At 35.3% G+C, this 25,871-nt stretch carries 24 protein-coding genes and 2 riboswitches; of the genes, 14 read left to right on the plus strand and 10 right to left on the minus strand.

The window, feature by feature from the left end:
• Nucleotides 1–174 precede the first annotated feature (174 nt).
• Complete coding sequence (locus HMPREF2660_RS01980; RefSeq protein WP_013598684.1) at nucleotides 175–921, minus strand: 5'-methylthioadenosine/adenosylhomocysteine nucleosidase; 747 nt, start codon at nucleotides 919–921, stop codon at nucleotides 175–177.
• Nucleotides 922–1,199: 278 nt separating this feature from the next.
• Here HMPREF2660_RS01980 and HMPREF2660_RS01985 point away from each other — a divergent pair, with 278 nt between their 5' ends.
• A complete protein-coding gene (locus HMPREF2660_RS01985; RefSeq protein ID WP_013598685.1) occupies nucleotides 1,200–2,174 on the plus strand; it encodes an N-acetylornithine carbamoyltransferase in 975 nt (324 codons plus the stop codon).
• 318 nt (nucleotides 2,175–2,492) lie between these two features.
• The gene (locus HMPREF2660_RS01990) at nucleotides 2,493–3,272 is read left to right on the plus strand and encodes an alpha/beta fold hydrolase (protein WP_070485468.1); all 780 of its coding nucleotides are present in this window, start codon (nucleotides 2,493–2,495) and stop codon (nucleotides 3,270–3,272) included.
• Nucleotides 3,273–3,362: 90 nt separating this feature from the next.
• Here the strand turns inward: HMPREF2660_RS01990 and HMPREF2660_RS01995 are convergent, their stop codons facing one another.
• Nucleotides 3,363–4,709 (minus strand): MATE family efflux transporter, encoded by a 1,347-nt coding sequence (locus tag HMPREF2660_RS01995; RefSeq protein ID WP_070485470.1) that lies wholly within the window; start codon nucleotides 4,707–4,709, stop codon nucleotides 3,363–3,365.
• Between the two features lie 195 nt (nucleotides 4,710–4,904).
• Nucleotides 4,905–5,780, minus strand: coding sequence for a ChaN family lipoprotein (locus HMPREF2660_RS02000; RefSeq protein ID WP_013598688.1), 876 nt, complete (start codon nucleotides 5,778–5,780; stop codon nucleotides 4,905–4,907).
• Nucleotides 5,781–5,848: 68 nt separating this feature from the next.
• On the opposite strand from HMPREF2660_RS02000, the gene HMPREF2660_RS02005 reads away from it, so the two are divergent.
• The 8 genes from HMPREF2660_RS02005 (at nucleotide 5,849) to HMPREF2660_RS02040 (ending at nucleotide 12,992) form a co-directional block, all read left to right on the plus strand.
• The gene (locus HMPREF2660_RS02005) at nucleotides 5,849–6,748 is read left to right on the plus strand and encodes an ABC transporter ATP-binding protein (protein WP_070485472.1); all 900 of its coding nucleotides are present in this window, start codon (nucleotides 5,849–5,851) and stop codon (nucleotides 6,746–6,748) included.
• Nucleotides 6,745–7,578, plus strand: coding sequence for a hypothetical protein (locus HMPREF2660_RS02010; RefSeq protein ID WP_013598690.1), 834 nt, complete (start codon nucleotides 6,745–6,747; stop codon nucleotides 7,576–7,578). Before HMPREF2660_RS02005 ends, HMPREF2660_RS02010 begins: the two co-directional genes overlap by 4 nt.
• A 28-nt stretch (nucleotides 7,579–7,606) precedes the next feature.
• Nucleotides 7,607–8,629, plus strand: coding sequence for a DHH family phosphoesterase (locus tag HMPREF2660_RS02015; RefSeq protein ID WP_070485474.1), 1,023 nt, complete (start codon nucleotides 7,607–7,609; stop codon nucleotides 8,627–8,629).
• Nucleotides 8,626–9,153: an FKBP-type peptidyl-prolyl cis-trans isomerase gene (locus HMPREF2660_RS02020; RefSeq protein ID WP_013598692.1), complete on the plus strand. Its 528-nt coding sequence runs from the start codon at nucleotides 8,626–8,628 to the stop codon at nucleotides 9,151–9,153. The genes HMPREF2660_RS02015 and HMPREF2660_RS02020 overlap by 4 nt, the downstream gene beginning before the upstream one ends.
• Before the next feature lie 2 nt (nucleotides 9,154–9,155).
• Nucleotides 9,156–10,235 carry a peptidylprolyl isomerase gene (locus HMPREF2660_RS02025; RefSeq protein ID WP_070485476.1) on the plus strand — a complete coding sequence of 360 codons (1,080 nt, stop codon included), beginning with the start codon at nucleotides 9,156–9,158 and terminating at the stop codon, nucleotides 10,233–10,235.
• Nucleotides 10,236–10,442: 207 nt separating this feature from the next.
• Entirely contained in the window at nucleotides 10,443–11,537 is a 1,095-nt protein-coding gene (locus HMPREF2660_RS02030) for a Nif3-like dinuclear metal center hexameric protein (RefSeq protein ID WP_070485477.1), read from the plus strand.
• 2 nt (nucleotides 11,538–11,539) lie between these two features.
• Nucleotides 11,540–12,322, plus strand: coding sequence for a zinc ribbon domain-containing protein (locus HMPREF2660_RS02035; RefSeq protein WP_070485479.1), 783 nt, complete (start codon nucleotides 11,540–11,542; stop codon nucleotides 12,320–12,322).
• A gap of 109 nt (nucleotides 12,323–12,431) precedes the next feature.
• The gene (locus tag HMPREF2660_RS02040) at nucleotides 12,432–12,992 is read left to right on the plus strand and encodes a hypothetical protein (protein ID WP_070485480.1); all 561 of its coding nucleotides are present in this window, start codon (nucleotides 12,432–12,434) and stop codon (nucleotides 12,990–12,992) included.
• A 92-nt stretch (nucleotides 12,993–13,084) separates the two neighbouring features.
• Here the strand turns inward: HMPREF2660_RS02040 and HMPREF2660_RS02045 are convergent, their stop codons facing one another.
• Nucleotides 13,085–13,816, minus strand: a complete 732-nt coding sequence (locus HMPREF2660_RS02045; RefSeq protein ID WP_070485482.1) for a YebC/PmpR family DNA-binding transcriptional regulator — start codon at nucleotides 13,814–13,816, stop codon at nucleotides 13,085–13,087.
• Between the two features lie 565 nt (nucleotides 13,817–14,381).
• Between HMPREF2660_RS02045 and HMPREF2660_RS02050 the strand changes: the two genes are divergently transcribed.
• The 3 genes from HMPREF2660_RS02050 to murC are packed head-to-tail and all read left to right on the plus strand — an operon-like array spanning nucleotide 14,382 to nucleotide 17,335.
• Nucleotides 14,382–15,020 (plus strand): NUDIX hydrolase, encoded by a 639-nt coding sequence (locus tag HMPREF2660_RS02050; protein ID WP_013598698.1) that lies wholly within the window; start codon nucleotides 14,382–14,384, stop codon nucleotides 15,018–15,020.
• Between the two features lie 17 nt (nucleotides 15,021–15,037).
• Entirely contained in the window at nucleotides 15,038–15,979 is a 942-nt protein-coding gene (locus tag HMPREF2660_RS02055) for a lysophospholipid acyltransferase family protein (protein ID WP_013598699.1), read from the plus strand.
• Nucleotides 15,980–17,335, plus strand: a complete 1,356-nt coding sequence (gene murC, locus HMPREF2660_RS02060) for a UDP-N-acetylmuramate--L-alanine ligase (RefSeq protein WP_013598700.1) — start codon at nucleotides 15,980–15,982, stop codon at nucleotides 17,333–17,335.
• A gap of 126 nt (nucleotides 17,336–17,461) precedes the next feature.
• Nucleotides 17,462–17,561, plus strand: a riboswitch (purine riboswitch).
• 97 nt (nucleotides 17,562–17,658) lie between these two features.
• Here murC and HMPREF2660_RS02065 read toward each other — a convergent pair.
• The 6 genes from HMPREF2660_RS02065 to HMPREF2660_RS02085 all read right to left on the minus strand — a co-directional run bounded on the left by HMPREF2660_RS02065 (nucleotide 17,659) and on the right by HMPREF2660_RS02085 (nucleotide 21,464).
• Nucleotides 17,659–18,561, minus strand: coding sequence for a histidine kinase dimerization/phospho-acceptor domain-containing protein (locus HMPREF2660_RS02065; protein ID WP_070485484.1), 903 nt, complete (start codon nucleotides 18,559–18,561; stop codon nucleotides 17,659–17,661).
• A gap of 54 nt (nucleotides 18,562–18,615) precedes the next feature.
• Nucleotides 18,616–18,822 carry a hypothetical protein gene (locus HMPREF2660_RS02070; protein WP_126414839.1) on the minus strand — a complete coding sequence of 69 codons (207 nt, stop codon included), beginning with the start codon at nucleotides 18,820–18,822 and terminating at the stop codon, nucleotides 18,616–18,618.
• 138 nt (nucleotides 18,823–18,960) lie between these two features.
• Complete coding sequence (locus HMPREF2660_RS02075) at nucleotides 18,961–19,473, minus strand: response regulator transcription factor (RefSeq protein WP_255356395.1); 513 nt, start codon at nucleotides 19,471–19,473, stop codon at nucleotides 18,961–18,963.
• Nucleotides 19,470–19,619, minus strand: coding sequence for a hypothetical protein (locus HMPREF2660_RS11090; protein ID WP_255356396.1), 150 nt, complete (start codon nucleotides 19,617–19,619; stop codon nucleotides 19,470–19,472). The genes HMPREF2660_RS02075 and HMPREF2660_RS11090 overlap by 4 nt, the downstream gene beginning before the upstream one ends.
• Nucleotides 19,616–20,512, minus strand: a complete 897-nt coding sequence (locus HMPREF2660_RS02080; RefSeq protein WP_070485486.1) for a diacylglycerol/lipid kinase family protein — start codon at nucleotides 20,510–20,512, stop codon at nucleotides 19,616–19,618. Before HMPREF2660_RS02080 ends, HMPREF2660_RS11090 begins: the two co-directional genes overlap by 4 nt.
• On the minus strand, nucleotides 20,502–21,464 hold the full coding sequence (locus HMPREF2660_RS02085; RefSeq protein ID WP_083299040.1) for an LTA synthase family protein: 963 nt from the start codon (nucleotides 21,462–21,464) through the stop codon (nucleotides 20,502–20,504). The genes HMPREF2660_RS02080 and HMPREF2660_RS02085 overlap by 11 nt, the downstream gene beginning before the upstream one ends.
• A 439-nt stretch (nucleotides 21,465–21,903) precedes the next feature.
• Nucleotides 21,904–22,002, plus strand: a riboswitch (purine riboswitch).
• Between the two features lie 73 nt (nucleotides 22,003–22,075).
• Between HMPREF2660_RS02085 and HMPREF2660_RS02090 the strand changes: the two genes are divergently transcribed.
• Complete coding sequence (locus HMPREF2660_RS02090; protein ID WP_070485487.1) at nucleotides 22,076–25,786, plus strand: phosphoribosylformylglycinamidine synthase; 3,711 nt, start codon at nucleotides 22,076–22,078, stop codon at nucleotides 25,784–25,786.
• Nucleotides 25,787–25,871: the final 85 nt, after the last annotated feature.

The following is a 25,871-nucleotide window of genomic DNA, read 5'->3' on the forward strand; positions in this document are numbered from 1 at the left end:
ATTCACCTTCGCAGGTTCGAATCCTGCTCTCCCCACAAATAATACAGTTACTTTTTATTTATGTAAGTGTGTTGAAAGTAGAAAATGGACTAAAATATACCTTAGTCCATTTTTTATTTTTAAAAAATTATTGAAGTGCCTGTTCTGTCTTAATAGAATTGAGGGATTTCTTTATTATTTTAATAAATTTTCAATAAACGAACGAGAATATACACGTCCTACATGTTTGATGAATCGAACAAAATCTATGCTCGATTCGTCATTTGCTTCATCAGAAATAACTCGCATTACACAAAACGGTATAGAGAATTCGTAGCAAATTTGTGCAATTGCTGCACCTTCCATTTCTACGCAAAGAATATTCTGAATTCGTTGATTTAATTTTTCTTTTTGTTTAGTGGTAGAAAAAAACAAGTCGCCTGAAGCAATCAAACCAAAATGAATTGTGGGATGATGCAAGTGGAATTCGTCTTTTTCTGCTTCTGTAAAAGAATTTGTTAGTAAGGTATTGTTTGCTGCCTTTCTGCTTCTTTCTAACAACTTAGTGTCTACCTCGAAATAAGTTTTTCCTAAAAGAGGTATTTCGTGGCGTGGCATCAACGGGGATGCGTTCATGTCATGTTGTATTAATTTCCTAGCCAAAACTATATCGCCAATTTTCACGTCAGGATGAATCGCACCTGCAACGCCTGTGAAAATTAATTGGGTAATATTGTAATGTAAAATCAAAGTACTTACCGTTGTTGCTGCGGCTACTTTTCCGATTCTAGAGTATGCTAAAACCACTTCGTGCTTACCAATCTTCCCGATATAGAAAGTTCTTTTGCCTATTTTTTCTTCTCGTTTATTTTCTATTAATGGGATTATATAGTTGATTTCTTCGGGTATTGCGCCTAAAATTCCGATTCGTTCATGCTTCATTATTTTTTATATTTATAAATGGTACAATAAATCTCGTACGCCAAAATCCAAGGCAAACAAATCAAAATCAAAAAATCATTGGCTATTTTTTTCATGTGGTAAACTTACAACGAAAGTCAGAATCTATAAAATACGGTATCTTTTTCTTGTGAAAATTGTTCAAAATATTTCTTTTCATAAACCCAAAACTTCTAAAGTTATTGCTAATCTTCGAATCGGAATGTTCCGAATCAATAAGATTACTTGTAACTTTGTAGTAATAAAAAACTAAAATTATCATGAAGCAATTTATTTCTGTAAACGATGTAGAGAATATTGATCAATTATTAGAAAAAGCTTTAGAAATAAAAGCAGATCCATTTGGGCAGCAAGCAGTTGGGAAAAATAAAACGATTGGTCTAATTTTTTTCAATCCCTCTTTACGTACTCGTTTAAGCTCTATCAAAGCAGCGTATAATTTGGGTGCAAATGCATGGGTTCTAAATGCTGGAGCAGACTCTTGGACGCTAGAGATGGGTGACGGAACAGTAATGAATGGTGATACACAAGAGCATATAAAAGAAGCAATTCAGGTGATGAGTGCGTATTGTGATGTGTTGGGAGTGAGAACTTTTCCGAAATTGGAGCAAAAAGAAGAAGATTATAGTGAGGCAATGTTTAATAAAGTAAAAGATCTTTCTTCGGTGCCGGTAGTTTCATTAGAGAGTGCAACGTTACACCCATTGCAATCATTTGCAGATCTTATTACAATTGCCGAAAAAATAAATTATAATCCAGCAAATCCGCCAAAAGAAAAGGTAAAGGTTGTCATGACTTGGGCGCCGCACCCTAGAAGGTTGCCGCAAGCTGTCCCAAATTCATTTGCCGAATGGTTTACGAAAGTAGATTGGGTAGATTTTACAATAGCTCAGCCAAAAGGGTATGAGTTGGATGCTAAATTTACTCATGGTGCAAATATTGTTTACGACCAAGAAGAAGCACTGAAAGGAGCAGACTTTGTTTATGCAAAAAATTGGTCTTCGTATGAGGATTATGGCGCAATAATACCTCAAGAAAAAGATTGGCAAGTGACCATCGATAAGATGAAACTTACCAACGACGGAAAGTTTATGCATTGTTTGCCGGTAAGAAGAAATGTTGTGGTAGCAGATGAGGTGCTCGATTCGTCGTATTCTATCGTGATAGAGGAAGCAACAAACAGAATATATTCAGCGCAAACTGTATTTCATGAGATATTAAAAGGCTTGAAGTAATTAATTTAGAATATTATTTCTGTATTATCTAATTACGTAAGATATTTTTCTAAAATATACTCTTTAAATGAAAATTAGTAGAAAAATATTTTATTTATGTAAAAAGTAAGCTTATCTTTGTCGGAGCAAAACTTATAGAAAGCGATGAGAATTTTTATTTGTCATTCAATGTACTCAACAAGATGCATGATTTCTAATTGGGATCATGGCGGGAGTTCTATGTGGAGTGACAAGAAAAAAGTCGAGTCGTAAAAACAAGTCCCGTTATTTAAAAAAAAATAACGGGACTTGTTTTATTAATAATAAAAATTAAACAAAATGAAGCCTAGTAAACAAGTATCTGTCAGAATTTGGCCGTTGCAAAACAACACTATCCTTAAAAATCAATTGTTAACCTATCGTATGTACGGGAAACAATTAGGTTCTGCACCTGTAATTGTAATAAATCATGCGATGCATAGCGATTCTGACTGTTTGTTGCATTGGGAGGGAATTTTGGGTGAGAAGAAAGCAATTGACCTTGATTTCTATACTGTTATCTGTTTTGATGTGCCAGGGAAAAGTACCAATGAAATAACATATTATAGGAAGAATAACGTGAAAGCTCGTGACATTGCTGTATTGTTTTGGCTAGCATTGTTCGAATTGGGTGTGGAAGATATTTTTGCTATTATTGGAGCCGATTTGGGAGGAGGGATTGCTTGGGAAATGGCAACTCTCTTTCCAAAAAGAATTCAGAATCTTTTGCCAATTGCCGCTTTGCCACTTGTGAAAGATTGGTTAAAAAATTATCCTGTCGTAAAAAATGAATGGTATAAAGAGATTTTTCTATCGGTAAATATTGCAGAAAATAGAAGAAAATGGAATGAGGTTATTCAGGCTGTACAAGCAAATTTACATATCTTATGCGTGCAAGATTTGAAGTTTTATAACCAGGAAAAAGAAAAGCAATTTTATCAACAACTGAAATTGATAAAGCCATCTACAGAATTTTATACGTTAGATACGTTGCATAATAATCAATTGATTTTAGAGAAAGAACAGGTAGATAAAGTTGTTGATAAAATCTTACAGAAAGCTTTGAGAAAAGTTGCTTAAACCAGATTTATATATTTTTGGTTTAGAAAATCACTTTAGAAATTTTTTTATCAGAGCAATTATCTTTTGTTCGAAAGGTAGTTGCTCTTTTCAGTTGCGGAAAGTAGAACGGATCAGTTGCGGAAAGTACAAGCCAAGGCTAATTCCTCTGGCAATAATATATAAGATAAAAGAGATCCATAAGCCAGAATTTCCCCATTTCTGTACCAATAACGTCCCAGAAGCTACTAAAATAATAAGTGAAATAATCGATGCGTTTCGCATTGCTTTGCTTTGTGTTGCACCAATAAAAATACCATCCAACTGGAATGCAGCAAAAGAAAACATAATGTAAATTCCGGCATAAATCACATGGTTTTTTGCAATGTTTAGCACATTAATATTATTGCTAAAAAATTGGATCGCAATTGGACCGAAGAGAATAATTCCCAAACCCAACATGAACGCCGTTATAGCTGCCAATTCGGTAGAGTTTTTCACTTGTAGAATGAACTCTTTTTGGTTTTTTGCACCTATAGATTTTCCGCTTAGCATTTCTACAACGTGTGCATAGCCGTCGAGAAAAAAGGCCGATAAAGAAATGAATTGTAATAGGATATGATTTGCAGCCAAAATAGAATCTCCAAATTTAGCACCCTGATTGGCAAACCAAGCAAAACCAGTGAGCAAAGCAAATGTACGCAACATAATGTCTAAATTAACCCTGAAAATCATCCAGATCTTTTGTTTGTTTATGATTTCGGTCCATTTTTTTCTTATAATAGAAAAAGAAAATGGTATTTGTGTGGTTTTATGAAGAAGATATATCGCATAGAATAGTGCAAACCATTCGGCAATCAAAGTTCCTAGAGCAATTCCTTTAACCCCTAATTTCAATCCCACTACAAATATAATATTGAGAAGAAGGTTGAGAAAGTTCAGTGATAATTGTATCCATAAGAGTTGTCTAGTATGTCCTAAGCCTATCAAGCTCCCGATAATTCCAAATGTAATTAAGGTTGCAGGAGCGCCCCAAATCCTGATGTAAAAATAGTTATCGACCTCGCTTTTTACTTGTGGGCTTGCACTCATCAATTTTCTTGAAACTTCGGCAATCGGGATTTGTAAAGCAATCAGTACACTACCAATCAGAATAGCTGTGAGGAAGGTTCTGTAATAGATAAGATTAACTTCTGTTTGGTTATTTGCTCCCCAAGCCTGTGAAATAAAGCCGGTTGTCCCCATTCGTAGAAAACCAAAACCCCAATAAATAAAACTAAAGATAAGTGACGCCAAACTAATGGCACCTAGCTCAGTTGCTGTACCAGTGCGTCCGATAACGGCAGTGTCAGATAGCCCTAAAAGTGGTGCAGATGCATTAGCCAGAATTATCGGAATCGCTAATCGAATGATATTTTTATGATTAGAAAACTTCGATCTTATGTCTTTTTGCTTCATAAACAAAAGGTTTACGTCAAACTAATATTAAGCAATAATATTTAAATTGCCTTTAGACGCCAAACGGGTTCAGTAGTTCTTGCTTTTTTAACTTAACTTCTAAAACCCGAAATTGAGGGGAGTAATGCAAGTATACCAAATGATCTACTATTGTATTTTTAAATAAAGTATCTTCTGTTTTTTTATAGGGTAAGTTTAATGAGTTTTGGGTGAATCGGTCGGTAGTACCAAAAGGATTTCGGTTGGGATATATTTTTCGTTACTTTCTAAAATGGGTCTAAGATTTTTATTCACGATAATCGAGATAACAGCAATTTTTAGTTTCGGATTTGCACGTTTCAAATAATAGTATATCCCACCGTAATTCTTCGAATGATAATCTCCATTAAAATGCAAAAAAAGTTCGTTTTTTTTATGATTTAGTAAAATACTTTCGGCCATCGTTGCATCTTTCAGTGCCTGAGCATAAACAAAATTTTTGGCATTGGTAGCAGAATGATCTTTCATCATCTCAATCATTTCCGGATATCCAGGTGTTTTTTCATCTACGAATAAGGGTAGTCTAACTATCCATTTTTTTTCGTTTTCGGGTAACGAATCTAGAGAAGCTAGACCGTTTTTTGCAACAATTGAAGCGTATTTTCTCGGGACATTGCTTGCGACAACCCCAAGGTTTTTTTCTTTTGCAAACAGAAGCAAGGGTTGATAATCTGTTTTGTAATTGGACCAAAATCGAACAGAATCTGCAAATACTTTCTCGTTGATCTTGTTCGTAAGAAACCAATCAATAGCATGTTGATTATCCCGCTCGAACATCTCAAAACCTAATTTAAGTTTTTTGTTTGAGGTTTTGTATAATTCTTCCGCGAGTTTTAATTGTAACCAATGTGTAACTGCATCGTTATGGTGTTCACCAAAAAGTATAATATCATATTTGGATAAGATCTTTGCAGTTTGATGAAAATCAATTGCTTTTTGGTTTTTGTTATAAAACTGATAGTTCTTTAGATCTTGAGCGGTTGAAAAATAACTTAATAAATACAAAGAAATAAAAAAAATAATCCGTATCATAGAATAAATTTGGTGATGAAAGTAACAAAATTTTCACAAAATAGACTAATGATTCATATATAATATTTATGCAAAAAGTACTAGAAATCAATCAGCTTTCTAAACGCTTTGGCTCTCTTTTGGCTGTTGATAATGTTTCATTTACGGTAGAAAAAGGAAATGTTTACGGTTTGCTCGGTCCAAACGGAAGCGGGAAATCGACTATCTTGGGCATGATCCTGAAGGTGATAAACCCTACAAGTGGAAGTTATCGTTGGTTCGAGTTGGCAGAACAACCTCAAACACTAAAGAAAGTTGGCGCAATAATAGAAAGTCCGAAATTTTATCCCTATCTCTCGGCCCAAAAAAATCTCGAAATTGTTGCAAATATCAAAGAAGTATCCTACCAAGAAATTGATAAAAAATTAGCATTGGTTGGCTTATTAGACAGAAAAAAAGATAAGTTTGAGCACTTTTCTTTAGGGATGAAACAGCGATTGGCAATTGCAGCCGCCTTGCTCGATGATCCACTAATGCTCATTTTAGATGAACCAACCAATGGTCTTGATCCCGAAGGAATAATCCAGATTAGAGAAATTATTCAGAAAATTGCAGCAACCGGAACCACAATTCTATTGGCAAGCCACTTGCTCGATGAGGTGGAGAAAGTTTGCTCGCATGTGGTGGTTCTCAACAAAGGAAAAGTGCTGTACGCTGGCTTGGTAGAAGAGATGAACCCAAACTTTGGTTATATAGAAATTTCATCTTCTGATTTAGACGTTTTAGAGAATTTCTTACATAAACTTCCGTATTTCTCGACCATAACCCGAAAAAAATCTATATTGGTTGCAGTGCTTAAAGAAGCAGTTCCGGTAGAAAAAATCAATAAAAAGGCATTCGAACAGGGAATTGTTTTAAGTCATCTCACGATGAATAAAGAACGACTAGAGGATCATTTTTTACAATTTATTCATAAAAATAAAGAATGAAAAGATTACTAAACATCGAGTGGAATAAAATATTCTACAACAAAGGAACACGAATTTTTGTGATTTTATATTTCGCAATGATAGTCGCAATGGGAGTTATCCTACCAGTCTTCAAAATAAATGTGAACGGAATCGATCTAAATCTAGTGAAAATGGGAGGATTGAAAATTCCTTATATCTGGCACAACTTGGTTTGGTTAATTGCTTTTGGGAAGTTTTTTTTGGCTGTAATTTTAATCAATAATATCAGTAACGAATATGCTTTCGGGACGATAAAACAAAACATGATAGATGGTTTGAGCAAGAAAGAGTTTTTTGCTTCGAAACTTCTAAGCACGCTTTTGTTGGCTTTAGGTTCAACGGTTTTTGTGTTTTTGGCTGGATTGGTTTTGGCCTTTTTCAAGAATGAAAATGTAAATATTCTGAGCGGTTCTTCTTTTGTTTTAGGGTATTTTGTAGAAATCACAAATTACTTATTGATTGCAGTATTTCTGTCTTTTTTACTCAAAAAAAGTGCTTTTGCAATTTTGGCTCTTTTTGTATTGAGTTTTGGGGAAACCATCATAAAGGGAATCGAATATTTGGTGAGAATGTATATAAAAACAGGAGAGAATCTAGACGAAAAGATGACTTTGTTGTCGTCCTACCTGCCTTTCAATAGCAATTCTTCTATCGTTGGATATCCTGCTGTAGACATTGGGAATTATCTTACAAAAGGAGAATTGTTTGTGGCTTCTTCTGTAAATTGGGCAAGTTTTAGTGTGAATATTTTGTATTGTTTTCTCTTTATTTATGGATCTCTAGCGTTGTTGAAGAAAAGAGATTTATAAAATTCTATAAAATATTTATCTTTGCCCAATGCAGATGACAAATTTCGAAGCCCTGAAAAATCTTTTGGCTTCCCCTAAAAACATTGTGCTTTTACCGCACAAAAATCCCGACGGTGACGCCATTGGCTCAACCTTGGCGATGAGTCAATTCCTTATAAAAATCGGTCATCAATGTCATGTGGTTGCCCCTAATGATTTTCCGAAATTTCTCAAATGGTTACCCCAAGCAAAAGAGGTAATTATTGGTGATTATAACCCCAAAAAGGCCGAAGCATTGATAGCGAATGCCGACCTTATTTTTGTTATGGATTTCAATACCCTAGAAAGAATCGACCAGTTAGGGCAATGGGTAAAACAATCGAATGCACCAAAAGTTTTGATTGATCATCATCAAGCTCCCGATATTTTCGATTTTATGTATTCGGATGTATCCATGCCTGCAACCTGTCAGATGGTATATAATTTTATAGAAACCATGGAGGGGGAATCGTTGATCGACAAAGATATTGCAACCTGTATCTATACCGGTATTATGACCGATACAGGAGGATTTCGTTTTCGTAATACTTCGTCTAGCACCCATAGGATTGTAGCGAACCTTATCGATAAAGGAGTAGAGGTAGACCGTGTAAATTCTTATGTAAACGATGCCAATTCGCCCGTAAGACTTCAATTGTTAGCCATAACGCTCAATCAACTAACATTGTTGCCCGAGTACAGAACGGCTTTCATGTATCTTACTAGAAAGCAAATGCTTGCCAATGGATTTCAGAAAGGAGATACAGAAGGCTTTGTAAATTTTGGTTTGTCGGTAGAGGATTACGTTTTTTCTGTATTCTTCATTGAGGATACTCATCATAATTTTATCAAAATATCTTTACGTTCAAAAAGCAATTTTGATGTGAATGCTTTCTCTAGAAAACACTTCAGTGGAGGTGGACATATGAATGCTGCGGGAGGACGATCGGATTTACCAATGGAAGAAACCTTAGAACGTTTTAAAGCTATTTTAGTTGAATATCAAGAAGAACTAAAAGCAGTCGAGTTATGAGGAAGATAGTGCTAGGGATTGGTTTGGTAGGATTATTTTTCGCTTGCGGAGATCAGGTTGTGCAACGGCCTGTAGTTTATCAGAACGACGACTTTATGAAGCGTTCACAAGAAAGAGGTAAACTTCTTTTGGCAGAAGAAAATGAATGGTTCGAGCAGTATCGAGAGAAATCTGCATTAACTTTCACACAAACATCAATGGGCTTTTGGATATCCAATTCGGCAATTGTGTCAGAAAATATGGCCAAACAAGGAGATTTTATATCCTACGATTATCAAGTGAAAAACTTAGACAATAGCCTTATATATTCCTATCAAGAAATTGGGCCGCAAAAAGCAGTCTTGGGGAAAATAGATCTGCCACGTGGTTTACATGCTGCGCTACAGTTAATTTCTGCTAACGATTCTGCGACGATTTTACTACCCTCTTTTTTGGCTTATGGAGGTTTTGGTGATCAGAAAAAAATCGATGCCGATACTCCTATAATAATAGAAATTAAAGTACATGAAATACGAAAAAAATAATAATGAAAAAAGTAATATTAATCCTTACATTATTACTTATCACGGTAAGTTGTAGTGTAAAAATTCCAAGTACGATGAGTAAAGAAGAATTTAAGAATTTAGAAGATGGTTTGTATGCCAACATGGTAACAAACAAAGGAACTATGTTGATAAAACTATACGAAGAGCAAGCACCTATGACGGTAGCTAACTTTACAGGTTTAGCAGAAGGTAAGATAAAAAATAGTGCAAAAGCAGAAGGAGTACCTTATTATGACGGGGTAATTTTTCATCGCGTTATTAAGGACTTCATGATCCAAGGTGGAGATCCAGACGGTCGTGGAACAGGAGGACCTGGATATAGTTTCGAAGATGAATTTGATGCGTCATTGAAACACGATAAAAAAGGAGTTTTGTCTATGGCAAATTCTGGGCCTGCAACCAATGGATCGCAATTCTTCATTACAGAAGTACCAACACCTTGGTTAGATGGTCGTCATGCAATTTTCGGGCAAGTTGTCGATGGTTTGGATGTTATAGATACTATTGCCAATGTAGAAAAAGATGGACAAGACAAACCGAAAGAAAATGTTGTGATAGAGAAAGTAGAAGTTATCCGTAAGGGGGTACATTACAAAGAATACGATCCAGCAGAATCATTCGAAACGGCTAGAGCAAATCATGCAAAAAAATTAGAAGAACAAAAAGCCAAAGAAGCTGCAGAAAAAGCCAAAGAAGTAGAAAGACTAAAAGAATTAGAAAGCAAAGCACAAGCAACCGATTCTGGATTGAAATATGTGATCGAAAAAGAAGGAGAAGGTGCAAAACCAGTGCACGGTGATGCAATCAACGTTCACTACACTTTGCGTTTAGCAGATGGCGAAAAAGTAGATTCATCTTACGATCGTCAAGACCCATTGAGAGTAACGGTGGGGGTTACAGGTTTGATCCAAGGCTGGATGGAAGCTTTAACAATGTTCAACCGAGGAAGTAAAGTAATGCTAATAATTCCTCCACATTTAGGATACGGAGATCGCGGAGCAGGCGGAGTAATCCCACCAAATGCAACATTGTATTTTGATATGGAAGTTTTAGAAGATTAATTACTCTTCGAGAAATGATAAAAAGCAAGCGAAAGCTTGCTTTTTTCTTGCGTGAATTTTTTCTCCGATCAAAAGACGCATCCTACCAAAATAATTGCCCGATGAATGAATAATCGTATCTTCGTTACGATAAAAAACAGAAGACAAACTGGTGATCTTGGTTTTTGAGATTAGAAAATTTATGCTAAAGAATAGAAACTAATAAAAATGACAATACAAGAAGTAATCCAATCCTTAGAAGAAATTGCCCCTTTGCAATATGCAGAAGATTTTGATAATGTAGGTCTACTAGTGGGTAACAGTCAATTTCAGGTAAGCAACGTGTTGGTAACGCTCGATACGACAGAAGAAGTTGTGCAAGAAGCCATCGAAAAAGAATGCAATCTGATTGTGAGTTTTCATCCGATTATTTTTTCGGGCCTAAAAAAACTAACCGGTAAAACATATGTAGAGCGAGCAGTGCTAAAGGCGATACAGAACGATATTGCTATTTATGCTATCCATACTGCTTTGGATAATTCTCAGGTAGGTGTAAACTATCAGATTTGTCAACAATTAGGATTGGTGAATCAACGAATCCTCTTACCAAAAAAAGAAATTCTGCATCAATTGTATGTATATGCGCCCGAAAAAAATGCAGAAGAATTACGAAAAAACCTCTTCCAAGCCGGAGCTGGCCATGTAGGTAAGTATGATTTATGTAGTTTCAATCTCGTAGGTGAGGGAACTTTTCGTCCGACAGAAGGCAGTAATCCTACCATCGGTACACATTACGTGGCGCATACAGAAAAAGAAGTGAAAATAGAAGTATTGGTGCCAGCTCATGTAACCGATAAGGTGATAGAGGCGATGAGAAAAAATCATCCTTATGAAGAAATTGCGTATGGATTGATTGCGTTGGAGAATGAGAATCAAACAGTTGGTATGGGAATGATTGCAGAATTGCCCGAAGAAATGAATGAGCATGATTTTATGGATCGTCTAAAGGATCTGATGAAAACACCGCTAATTCGACACTCGAAATTACTGAATAAAAAAATAAAGAAAGTTGCTGTTTTAGGAGGTTCAGGTGTTTTTGCTACCCGAAGTGCCATTTCCCAAAAAGCCGATGTATTCATCAGTGCAGATTTCAAATACCATGATTTTTTCGCTGCAGAAAATAAAATAGTTTTGATGGATATAGGACATTTCGAATCGGAACAATTTACAAAAAACTTATTAACTACTTTTATTAGTAAAAAATTTACTAATTTTGCAGTCTATAATTCCGAAATTAATACCAATCCTGTTAATTATTATTAACCATGGCCGAAACAAAAACAACCAAAGAAATGAGCGTTGAGGAAAAATTACGCGCATTATATGACTTACAACTGATCGATTCACGCTTAGATGAAATTCGTAATACCCGTGGTGAATTACCCTTAGAGGTAGAGGATTTAAGTGACGATGTTGCTCAAATGGAGAAAAAAATTTCTAAAGTAGAGGATGAGATCCAACAATTCGAAGCAATGATTAATCAACGCAAAGAATCGATTGTGAACGCCGAAGCTTTAATAAAAAAATATACCAAACAACAAGATAACGTACGCAATAACCGCGAGTATGACGCGTTGGCTAAAGAAATAGAATACCAAGAATTGGAAATAGAATTAGCAGAAAAACGTATTCGCGAGCACAATGCAAAAATCGAACATAAAAACCAAAATAAAGCTTCGTACGAAGAAAAACTTGTTGGTCTCAAAGAACATTTAGAAACCAAAAAAGGTGAGTTAGACGGAATTATTAAAGATACCGAAAAAGAAGAGGTTAAATTGCTAAAACTTTCAGAAGAGTATAGTAGTAAAATAGAAAGCCGTTTACTGAAAGCTTACCGACGAATCCGTGGAAATATGAAAAACGGTTTAGCTGTGGTGCCTGTAGAACGTGGTGCTTCGGCTGGTTCTTTCTTTACAATCCCACCACAACGCCAAATGGATATCGCTCAACGAAAAAAAATTATAGCAGATGAGCATTCGGGTAGAATTTTAGTTGACCCAGAGTTGGCAGAAGAAGAAAAAGTAAAAATGGAGGCTATCTTCAAGTAATTATTCCTCGAGATAAGTGATCACATTAAGATAAGAAAAAAAGGCACCAATTGGTGCCTTTTTTTCTATGGTATGAATTTTGTTAAAACCAAATGAAAAATAGTCTATAATGTATAAAAAAGTACTCTTTTATTTATTTGGAATATCACTTATCCTAAGTCTATCAGCATGTTCAAATAACGATGATGACTATGTCGGCTATGATTATTACGCTCAGAATAATGGAGCTGTAACCTATGACGGTATTACCAAGAAAATTCGGTATATGAATATTTTCGATACAGGTAAAATAACCTCTGATGGTAGAAAAATTTGGAGTATAGATTTATCTTCAGATTATATGAATGGTGGGCAAAATATTATACGAACAGATGTTCTTTTCCAGGCAGATATTTTAGTGCCAGGAAATATGAAATTAAGTGGTAATTATGATATGCTGGATCTAAATGGAAGAACATTTAATTTTGCGAGTTATTTCGAGGGGGTTCAAATTATGGGAAGCGAAATAACTTCGTATGAATTCAAAATTAAAGACGAAGACTTCATTTCTGGTAATTTATCCCTTACTGTCTATAACAACAATTATGCAGAAGTAACTGTTAACGCCATAGATGGTTATGAAGGAAAAAATCGCCCATTAAATCTTTGGTTTAAAGGAAATATTAATTAATTATAAAAGTTGATCGTTGATAATTTTTCATAAAAAACTCAGCCATAAAGCTGAGTTTTTTTATGAAAAATTAGGCTGTTCGACCTTAGAGATTACTCTTCGTTTTCTGTTTCTTCTTTCATTGTATGGAAAACATGATTCACATCTTCATCTTCATCAAACTTTTCTAATAGTTTCTCGATGTCTTCGCGTTGCTCTGCAGTCAATTCTTTGGTAACTTGCGGAATACGCTCGAATTCAGACGAAAGAATCTCGTATCCATTTTCTTCCAAGGCTTTGAAGATGGTTCCGTAATTTTCAAAAGGTGCGTACAAAACGATTCCATCCTCTTCCTCGAAAACTTCTTCTACACCATAGTCAATCATTTCGAACTCTAAACTCTCTAAATCTATATTTTCTGGTTTTTCTATTTTGAAGTGACATAAATGGTCAAACATAAATTCTACAGAACCTTGCGTACCAAGCGTTCCGTTGCATTTATTGAAGTAAGAACGAATATTGGCTACAGTACGATTGTTGTTGTTTGTCGACGTTTCTACCAAAATAGCAATACCGTGTGGCCCGTATCCCTCTAGAATTACCTCCTTATAGTTTTCGGTATCCTTATCCGTTGCTTTCTTTATGGCACGTTCGATATTATCTTTGGGCATATTTACCGCTTTTGCATTCTGAATAACGGCACGAAGTCGCGAGTTTGTCGCAGGATCAGGGCCGCCTTCTTTTACCGCCATAACAATATCTTTCCCTATTTTGGTAAATGCTTTGGACATTGCCGCCCAACGTTTTAGTTTACGTCCTTTTCTAAATTCAAATGCTCTTCCCATGGATATGCTACGTATTTTTAGACAAATTTAAGCTTTTTGACCTATTTTAGGAAATTATTTATTTACTAGAAATCTAAAGAATTTTTTGGAAAAATTATACGAGCAGAATTGATAAGTTTCGGTAGAAGTTATTATAGGTTATATCTTAATAGATCCGAGAGTTGTTAATTAGATATTATTGATTTTAAGCAAAACGGCTAAGTATGAAAAAACACTCCAAAGCTTATTAGGTGAGATAACGAACCTGAAATTATCCCTAGAAACCATTGCAAATTGGTGGAGAAGAATTGTATAAAATTCAATATATTGAGCCTAGCAAATCAATGCAGAATAGTCGTATAGAAGGTCTTGATCGATTTTTTTGTGGGTATATATTCAATAAACTTCATCATGCTACAGAACAAAGATAAATAGAAAATAGAATGACAAATCGTAGGAGCAAAGAATAGAAAAACACCAATTGAGAAAAATATTAGACATGATAAATGCACAAAACAATATTTGGTTTTAGATAAATAAAATCTAATTGATATTTTCTTGCTAAATTTGGCTAAAATTAGATTGTTTGAATATAGAAATATTAAAAGAATTAATTCTTCAGAATAACGATCCCTTGCCAGGATGGGATTATCAGAAAAAAGCATCACCCCCCTACCGAGGTAAATATGATATAGAAGCCATTAAAAGAACTAACCCCAAAGTGGCTTCTGTTATGATTATGTTGTACGAGAATGAAGAAAAAGAAGTGGAATTTCCGATTATTTTGCGTGTTATTTATAATGGCATACATTCTAATCAATTATCACTACCGGGAGGTCAGTTTGAGGAGTTCGATGTAACCATGGATCAGACTGCAGTACGTGAAACATCTGAAGAGGTAGGTGTAGATGAGATGCAAATAGAAGTTTTGAAGCAGTTGACAGAGCTTTATGTACCGCCAAGTAATTTTCTTATTTATCCATTCATAGGATACTATCCTCAGGTTCCCGAATTTGTGCCTTCAGAAGAAGAGGTACAGCATATTATACCAATAAATTTAGAAGCGTTTTTAGAAGCCGAAATCTCATCTTTTGAGTATGATTTTTCTGGCAATATAGTAGAAATGCCCGGATATGATATCGGAGAGAATGTTTATTTGTGGGGTGCAACTGCAATGATTCTCGAAGAGTTTAAAGAATTCATTAAAAAGAGTATAACTTTGTAAAAAAAATATCAAATCAAGTGGCACAAAAAGCAAAAAAGAAAACCGTATACCGAGATGTCTTTGGGCATCTTTTTTTTCTGAAAAGAATTTTGATATTCGTCTTAGGCAGTCTTACCTATAGTCGATACAATGGGTTCAATAAGCTGAAAGTTAGCGGCACTGCAAAACTAAAAGATTTACCCAAAACCAATGTTCTTTTTGTATCCAATCATCAAACTTATTTTGCAGACGTATTCGCCATGTATCACGTTTTTTGTAGTGTGCAAAATGGCTTTGTAGATACTATAAAAAATCCTGTTTATCTTCTCAATCCCAAAATAGATTTTTACTACGTAGCAGCAGAAGAAACAATGAAAGATTCTTTGCTCACAAAACTTTTTGCTTATACCGGAGCAGTAACCGTTAAAAGAACATGGCGAGCAAAAGGAGAAAATGTCAACAGAAAAGTTGATCTGAATGAAATATCTAATATCGACAAAGCTATCCAAAATGGTTGGGTAGTTACTTTCCCGCAAGGTACAACCAAGGCTTTTGCGCCTGGTCGTCGAGGAACAGCACATCTGATCAAGACGAATAAACCAATCGTTATTCCGGTAGTGATTGATGGTTTTCGACGCGCTTTTGATAAGAAAGGTTTGCTAATCAAGAAGAAAGGAATTCGTGCAACAATGACCTTTAAAGATCCATTGCATATCGATTATGAAAATGACTCATCAGATATGATCATGAGAAAGATTATGGATGCAATTGAACAATCTCCAGAATACAATAAAGTAAAAACAATAGATGAAATTTTAGAAGAATATCAATCTGTATCACTAGACGATTATCTGAGTGAAGATGAAGAAATGAATGAAGAAGAAATTCAAGAATTAGAAGAAAAACAAAATCAACCAATCACCACCAGAGAAAAAAACACAGAACAAAATCAATCATCTAACCAAACATCCAAAGAATAAATGAAAAAGGGAAAAATACATTTTATTGCTATCGGAGGCAGTGCAATGCACAATTTGGCAATCGCTTTACAAGAAAAAGGATATATCGTTACAGGTTCGGATGATGCTATTTATGAGCCATCTAAAACTCGTCTAGCCGAACGTGGACTTTTGCCTAATAAACTTGGTTGGTTTCCTGAAAAAATTACCGAAGATATAGAGGCTATCATTTTAGGAATGCATGCTCATGAAAACAATCCAGAAATGCTAAAAGCACAAGCATTAGGACTAAAAATTTATTCCTACCCAGAATATTTGTACGAGCAATCCAAAGATAAAACACGAATCGTTATCGGTGGCTCTCATGGTAAGACCACAATAACGTCCATGGTTTTGCATGTTTTGCACTATCACGGTATAGATGTCGATTATATGGTAGGTGCACAATTAGAAGGATTTGATGTAATGGTACATCTTACAGAAGAAAACGAATTCATGATAATGGAAGGTGACGAATATTTATCTTCTGCACTAGATCGCCGTTCGAAATTCTTATTGTATCAACCCAACATAGCTTTGATTAGTGGGATTTCTTGGGACCATATCAATGTATTCCCTACTTTCGAAAACTATAAAGAGCAATTCTTAAAGTTCGCAGAAAGTATCATCAACGGAGGAGCTTTGGTGTACAATTCGATGGATGAAAACGTTCTCGATATAGTAGAGAAAGTAGAAAAACCACTAAAAAAATTCCCATACCAATTACCAGAATATACAATAGAAGACGGAACAACGTATCTCTCTACCGAAGAAGGACCGATACCATTAGAAGTTTTTGGTGAACATAATTTGATGAATTTAGAAGGAGCCAAAGAAATCTGTAAACAAATAGGTCTGATGGAAGAAGACTTCTATGAAGCTATACAGTCTTTTACTGGAGCCTCGAAACGATTAGAATTAATCAGTCGCACAAAAGATTTCATTGCATACAAAGATTTTGCACATGCACCTAGCAAAGTAACTTCGGTAACAAAAGCCGTAAGAGAACAATTTCCGGCCAAAAAAATTGTAGCATGTTTAGAGATTCATACATATTCTTCGTTGAATGTAGAATTTCTTTCGCAATACAAAGACGCATTGGTTGCGGCCGATGAAAAAATAATCTTTTATGATCCAGAAGCCTTGAAAATTAAGAGAATGCAAATGATATCCGAAGATGACATCAGAAATGGGTTCAATGATCAAACGATTCGAGTGATGACCAACCCAGAAGAATTGAAAGCATTTTTACAAGAAGAGAAAAAGGAAAATAAAGTCTTCTTGATGATGAGTTCTGGAAGCTTCGGAGGTTTAGAACTGAAAGAAATATTTTCTTGATAACAAGATAGTTAAATCATCGAAAACTAATATTTTTTTTGCGTAATTTTTGCGTAATAGTAAAAGATTTATAAATTTGCAACCGAATCACTGTTAGTAAATAAGAGTAATTTTAGTTTTTAAAGTTTTTTTTCAATTAAAAACATTTGTATAAACTCATAATACGGTTGAGTGTTTCTACAGCAAACCATCGAAATTTGCTTCTACAAATTGTTTTTTTTACTTCTTATTGTAGAATTTCAACTGAATTTCAGTTCCTATTTCTTTCACGCTTTTTATCGTCCAATCTATTTCCGCTAAGTCAGCCAATTTTTTTGCGATATTCAGACCCAAACCAACTCCAGAAAAAGTTTCGTTTCTACGTCATCCGACCGAAAATGTCGATTTTCTATTCGCATAACATCTTCCGATTTCATGCCGATTCCGTTATCTTTTATCGACAAGATGTACGTGTTTTCTTCTTGCTTAGATGAGAGGGTAATCTGTCCTTTTGGTGAAGTATATTTTATAGCATTAGACAAAATATTATCCAAAATAATTTCGATAAATTCTCGATAATTTTCGGTAGTAAAGGAATGGAGTTGATTAATTTTTGTAGTGATTTGTTTTTCGTGTAGCAACAAATCGAAGCGTTCGAGCGTATGTAAAACTTCTGCTTTTAGATCGAAATTGGTTTTCTTTAGTTGCAAACTATTATTTTCTACGCGCGATAAAAGTAAAAATTGTTCGACCAAAGCATCTAAACGATCGATTTGTTTTAGGGTATAGTTTATTTTATCCTGATATTCTTCTTGTGTTCGTTTTCGTCGAATCAAAATTCCTAAAGTTCCTTTTATAATCGTTAACGGTGTTCGTAATTCATGAGAAGCATCGGCCGAAAATTGTTTGGCTTTGATGATCTGATATTCTAATCGATCCAATAAAGAATTGATTGTTTTTGCCAACTGATACAATTCATCTTTCCTTGTTGGAAGCGGAACTCGTTGGGATAAAGTACTTTCTGAAATCGATTGTGCAGTATCGATAATATCGAATACTGGTCGAATGGCTTTGGCTGCAATCCATCGTGCAGAAATTAAAATTACCAAAACCGAAACCGGAAATAAAATCAATAAAACCAAACGTAAATAATCCAACGCCAATTCGTGGTGTTTTGGCGAAAATCCTATCACCACATACCCTACAATTTCACCATGATGAATTAGTTTTGCTTGTGAAATAAGCAAATCAAAAGAATTGATTTTGGTAGAGTATGGAGTGTTTTCTTTTTTCTTTTTGTTTCATGGAATTTGATTCTGAACCAAGTTAGGCGATTTTTCTACCAAATGAAAATGAGTATCGTAGATCGCAATAAAAACCGGATTCAAAGCTAAATCTGTATGTTCGATTTCTTCCCATTCTCTTGGTTCTACAAATTCAAGAAACGTGTCTTGCTGAGCTACAAAGGCAACATGATGTTCGATTTCTTTGTTCAAAGTTTCTTTCATCGTTTGGTTGATTCCACGATAAACCGTAAAATAAATAGAGCCACAAATCAGCAATAGAATCACCGAAAAGGTAAAGCTGTAGTAAAGGGCAATTCTATTTTTTAGGGCAATTTTCTCAAATATCGCTACTCATAAATCCTACTCCACGAATGGTTCGCAGCCGAGGATCATCTTTTTTAGGTTCATTTTTTTTCGGATTGCATTCACAAAAACGTCGATTACACTGCTGTCGTAATCAAAATGAATATCCCAAACATTTTCTAGAATTTCTTTTCGGGTACAAGCACGATTTTTATGTATGAAAAGATATTGTAATGATTCGTATTCTTTGTGGGTAAGATCAATTAATTCTTGGTTAGAATAAACATGATGCGTTTGTTGATCAAGCGCTATCGAACCAAATTGCAAGCGGTTTTGGTAAGATGAAGCACGTAAATAAACCCGAATTCGTGCCACCAATTCATTAAAATCAAAAGGTTTTTTCAGGTAATCATTTGCGCCAGCATGTAAACCTTCAATCGTGTCTTGTACGGTATCTTTGGCTGTGATAAAAATTATCGGCGTATTTTGATTGATGTTTTCTGTATTTCTTATTGTTTTGCAAACTTCTAAACCCGAAATATCCAAAATCATCCAATCCAGTAAAATCACATCAAAAAGAGATTCTTGTGCTTTTTTATTGCCTCCAAACCACTGAAACAATGCGTCGTTTGCATACTTTCTTCTTGCAAACCTTGAATCATAAAATTGGCGATTCCAACCTCATCTTCTACCAATAATATTGTGGTGTTCTTCATGATAATTTTTTAGGTAAGATGACTTTTAATGCTTCTGGTGCTACGGAAATAGAAATTTTATTGGTCGGAAAAATTACTGCTTCACCATCGATTTGAGCCAATATTTCTGATTCGTCTGTGATAATTTCGAGTTGTTGAATCGTTTGTTGTGATACTTGTTTCATCTTATCTAAACGGCGCGTAAGTACATGCAAAGAAAAGAGAATTTGCTCGAAAAAGTTGAGTTTTTTCACTTCTAAAAAATTCAATTGATGATCGTTTATTTTGGCATCGGGTGTAAAAGAAATGCCATACCCTGCTTCATTAGAATTTGAACAAAACAGAAAAAAATAGTCTTGTTCTTTGTTTGTTTGCTGATCGATACAGATATGAAATTTTTTCGCACGATATTTCAGTAAAGCTTTACAACTTGCAAGAGTATATCCAAGAAAATTTCGGGTTGTTTTTTTACTGTATTGTTGAATTACAGCCGCATCGATACCGAATCCGATATTACTGAAAAAATAGTAATCGTTTACTTTTCCTACATCGATTGGCATGGTAAATTGTTGTAAAATTACCTCAAAAGCTTGAAGGTTATTTTTCGGAATATCTAAATGAGAAGCTAAACCATTTCCCGAACCGATCGGAATAATCCCTAACGGAATCCCAGTCCCAATCAAGGTTTGGGCAACTTCATTGATCGTTCCGTCGCCGCCACACGCAATAATTGTTTTCGGATTTTGATGAATGATTCGTTTGGCCAAATCAGTTGCATGTCCTTGATTTTGGGTGAAATGAATTTCAAAATCAATTGATTTTGTAGAAAAATAGCGATTAATTTTTCGAGCAAGTTGACGTCCTTTTCCTCTCCCTGAAATGGGGTTGACTAAAAAAACAAGACTATTTTTCATTCAATAAATGATTGCTAAATAAATAATCAGCAGTTTGATAATTTGATATTATCGATTTCTTAAAGTTCGGATTTATTTTCACTTCTTCCAAATCTTTATGATTCCAAATATATTGATTGCCTTTCTTTTGATCAGATAAAATAAAAACATCTTGTCCTTTTTTCATTCCGAGTTTTATGTAAGTGCCAACAAAAGAGCGAGGTTGATAAGTTTTGTCGAACACATCTTTTCCATAGAATTGGGAAACGTACGTCCAATTCAACATCGAAAATAATGTCGGGAAAATATCGATCTGAGAAACTTCTTGTGTAACATTTTGGTTGACATGTGAAGGTAAATTATAAATAAATGCCGCAATGTGATGGTTTTTCACATCAATCGCATCTTTAGCTGCGCTGCTTGCACAGTGGTCGGCAATAAAAATAAATACCGTATTGTGGAACCAAGGTTTTTGTTTGGCTTTTTGTAGAAAATCTCCTATCGCAAAATCGGCATATTTCACTGCGCCCTGTCTTCCGCTTCCTGAAGGAATGTCTATTTTTCCGGCTTCGTAAGTGTAGGGTTTATGATTGGAGGTCGTCATGACGGATGCAAAAAATGGTTGTTTTGTAGAATATTTTTCATCAGCAACTTTCAGTACTTTTCGATAAATATCGTCATCTGCAATTCCCCACGCATTCTCGAAGGTTACTTCGTCATCCTTAATTGTATAACGTTTGGTATTGATTTTATCACTCAAAATACTTCCTCGTCCACGATCATAAATATCAAAATTATTTACTCCAAAAAACGCATTCATATTATCAAAATAACCATCGTCACCATAAAAAAATAGATTCTGATAACCTTTATCTTTAAAAACAGAAGAAATCGTGTACAAGTTTTGGTTATCGACGCGTTTCACAATGCTGTTGCCCGGTGTCGGAGGAATCGAGAGTGTAACAGCTTCCATTCCCCGAACAGTTCTTGTTGTAGGAGAGTAGTAGAAAGTAAATGCTAAAAAACAAGGTGAAACAACTTGCTACAGCAACATCGTACAACAATCCAAAAAATAAAGTAGGAAGAACGGAAGTCAAATGCCAATCGAAATCTTGGTAAACCCAAATAGCAAAAATTATTCGGATTAGAAAAGATAAAGAAATAAGTAAAAGACTGAAGAACAGGACTATGCTGTATCGGTTATCGAAGCATTTTTTCATGAGTATTGAGGTTAAAATTCCTCTCAAAAGTAAGCAGGTAGGATGATTTAAGAAAGAGGAAAAGTTAGTCTTAAGCAAATCTTAAGTTTCGAGAAAACGAATGTTGAAAAGATTCATGATTAAAAATATTTAATGATTTGATAATTTTAATATTCTTTGTAATTTTGTACCACCTTAACGTAAAGGAAATAGTTACATTTAGTTTACAACATTTGTATAGCTCATAATATGGTTGAGTGTTTCTACGGCAGACCTTAATAAATTGCCACTACAAATGATTTTTTTAGAACAAAATCTAAAAACATTGTTTGTTTTATAAGCCATACAAGTTGTAGAAAAGTTTCACAAGAAGTGCCAACAGACAATGAATCAAAGACTCTTCATTCAGAAAAAATCAGAATTTGACGTTATCAGTCAAAAAACAACGATAGAACTACAGAACCTTGTCCCACATGCAGTGTGCAAGGTTTTTGTTATTTACGATTTATTCGGAATCGATGAAAATCAGTTAGCCAAAGTGCAAAATACAATTTTTGTAGATCCGGTTACCGATATTTTATATACGCATTATGAGGATGCGATTGTTGAAAATTTTCCGTACTCAAAAAATTTTTTTGCAACCGAATTTCTTCCAGGTCAATACAATCAAAGAGATGATTCGGCAGAACAATGTTTATTATTGATGAATGTAGAAGGAGTTACGGTAAAATCAGGAATGTTGTATGTGTTTAATGGAGAACTTACCAATGAAGAACTGCTGAAGTTAAAAGAGTATTTGATAAATCCGATTGAATCTCGAGAAAAAGATTTGTCTATAATGGAAATTCCGTCGTATCCTACTGCAACCGAAGTTCCTGTAATAGAAGGTTTTGTAGAGGCAGATGAATCAAAGCTGAAAAAAATCTATGCAGATTTCGGATTGTCCTTAGAAATGGATGACCTGAAATTCATCCAAGAGTATTTCCAGTCCATTAAGCGTAATCCTACCGAAACAGAACTAAAAGTTTTGGATACCTATTGGTCAGACCATTGTCGACACACCACTTTCGAAACCGAAATAACCGAGGTAGACTTTCAGTCGAAATTCAATACAACCCTTCAGAAAACATTCGAATATTATCAAAAAATTCGGCAAGAATTAGGAACCACAAAACCTATCCGTTTAATGGATTTGGCCACCGTTATGGGGAAATATTTATCGCGCACCGGTGTGGTGAAAAATATAGATGTTTCAGAAGAAATCAACGCTTGTTCGATTGTAGTGCCAATAGATATCGATGGTGAAGAAGAAGAATGGTTGCTACAATTCAAGAACGAAACCCATAACCATCCTACCGAAGTAGAACCCTATGGAGGGGCTTCTACCTGTGTTGGTGGCGCTATTCGCGACCCTTTAAGCGGTCGATCGTATGTGTTTCAGGCGATGAGAATATCAGGAGCAGCCAATCCGTTAGAAAAAATAGAAAATACATTACCCGGAAAATTGCCACAACGCAAAATTTCTAAAGAAGCCGCAAATGGATATAGTTCTTATGGAAATCAGATAGGATTAGCGACAACATTTGTGAAAGAAATATACGACGAAGGTTATAAAGCAAAACGTATGGAGGTCGGTTTTGTGGCAGGAGCTGTAAAAAAAGAGTATGTTCGGAGGGAAGAGCCAGTCGCTGGCGATAAAATTATTTTGTTAGGAGGCGCTACCGGACGCGATGGAGTAGGCGGTGCATCAGGCTCATCAAAAACGCATGACGGTCTCGATTTGGATGATCTTTCGGCAGAAGTGCAAAAAGGAAATGCAATAGTAGAGCGTAAAATTCAGCGTTTATTCCGTAATCCAGAAGTGTTAAAATTAATTAAGAAATGTAACGACTTTGGTGCAGGTGGGGTTTCGGTTGCAATTGGTGAAATCGCTCGCGGTATTTACATCGATTTAGATAAAGTTCCTTTGAAATATGCAGGACTTAACGGAACCGAATTAGCCATCTCAGAATCTCAAGAACGTATGGCCGTTGCCGTAGAAGCCAAAGATGTAGATACATTTATAGCTTTGGCAAAAGAAGAAAACTTAGATGCAACTTGCGTAGCCGATGTTACCGATGATGAGACGATGACTTTGGTTTGGAGAGGAAAGAAAATAGTAGAAATTGATCGAAAATTTCTCGATACCAACGGAGTTCGTAAGCAAGCAAAAGTCATAGTGACGGATGAAGAATATCCGAATCCGTTCGAACAAAAAGAATTTAATAAAGAACAATTTATACAAATGATGCAAGAGTTGAATCATGCATCACAGAAAGGAATGGTCGAGATGTTTGATAACAATGTCGGACGCTCAACAGTTCTCAATGCTTTTGGAGGAAAAACAATGGATACTCCCGAAGATGTTTCGGTGCAAAAGTTTCCTGCAAATGGCTTTACCACAAGTGTTTCTATGGCAGCTTTTGGTTACAATCCAAAACTTAGTCGTTGGTCGAATTATCACGGAGCCTATTTTGCAGTAATCGATTCGATAACAAAATTGGTTGCGGCAGGAGCAAATTATACCGATATTCGATTAACATTCCAAGAATATTTCGAGCGTTTACGAGAAGAAGCTACCCGCTGGGGGAAACCTTTTGCAGCTTTGCTAGGTACCATCGAAGCACAAAGACAATTTGGTACACCTGCCATCGGTGGTAAAGATTCGATGTCGGGGTCATATCAAGATATAGATGTTCCGCCAACCTTAATATCTTTTGCTGTTGCCCCCTCTAAAGTAGAAAAAGTTGTGCAAGGAACATTGGCAAAAACCGATTCTTTGCTATCGATTTTTATACCAAAACAAACAGAAGATTATTTGTTAGAGGAAGCAAATACAAAAGCAATTTTCAGTTTCATTCATCAATTAGATCGAGAGAATGTTCGCTCTATGATGACCGTAAAATTGGGTGGAATTGCCGAAACACTTGCCAATATGGCATTTGGTAATGAGATTGGAGTTCAACTGAATACTTCGCTCGAGCTTGCTCGTTATTATCCAGGTGCAATTATCATCGAACATGAAAATGAAATCGAGGTTCCATCAGAAATCAACGCTAATTATTTTACAATCGGAAAAACGCAAACTGAAACAGTTTTAGAATTTAATGATGATAAAATTGATCTTTTGGATCTGAAATCGAAATGGAAATCGACTTTCGAGCCATTGTTTCCTTCGACCATCGAACCAAAAAATAAAGTAGTTGACCAACCGCTTAAAGCAGAGCAAATTTGTTTCGCTTATCCGAGTCATAAAGTAGAAAAACCAAGAGTTTTTATACCTGTTTTTCCTGGAACCAATTCAGAGTACGATTCGGCCAAGGCATTCGAAAGAGAAGGTGCAAAGGTAGTTTCTGTTCCCTTCAGAAATCTTAGCAAAGAAGCTATTGCAGAGTCGGTGAAAGTCTATGTAGACGAAATAAACAAAGCAAATATTTTCTTCATTCCTGGTGGATTTTCAGCGGCAGATGAACCAGATGGTTCAGGGAAATTTATCGCAACGGTTCTCCGAAATGAAGAAATAAAAAAAGCAATTCACAACTTACTCGATCGTGATGGATTGATTTTGGGAATCTGTAACGGATTTCAGGCACTCATCAAATCTGGACTTTTACCTTTCGGGCGACTACAAAACTTAGAAGTAGATATGCCTACTTTAACGTTTAATGAAATCGGACGACATGTGTCGCAATTGGCAAAAGTACGTGTAAACAAATCACATTCTCCTTGGTTGAAAGGAATGGGCGGACAAGAATATTGGGTGCCAATTTCGCATGGCGAAGGTCGTTTTGTTGCCAATGAAAAAGCATTGAATTTACTGATAGAAAAAGGACAAATCGCTACACAATATGTAGATTTAGAAAGTAATTTAGCCAGTAAAATGCCATACAATCCTAATGGTTCTACCTTTGCTGTCGAAGGAATTGTATCTCCTTGTGGTAAGATTTATGGTAGAATGGGGCATCCGGAACGATATGAAGAAGGCTTGTTCAAAAACATACCCGACTCTTCTTATATGAATATATTCAAGAATGCAGTAGATTATTTTAAAGGATAAGAAAAGGTAGAAGGAAAATCCCTACAAAAATAATATCGTTTCTATCCTAAAACTAGTATATTAGAACAAACAACAAACAATAACA

The organism is Weeksella sp. HMSC059D05, from assembly GCF_001809725.1.
Taxonomy (GTDB): Bacteria; Bacteroidota; Bacteroidia; order Flavobacteriales; family Weeksellaceae; genus Weeksella; species Weeksella virosa.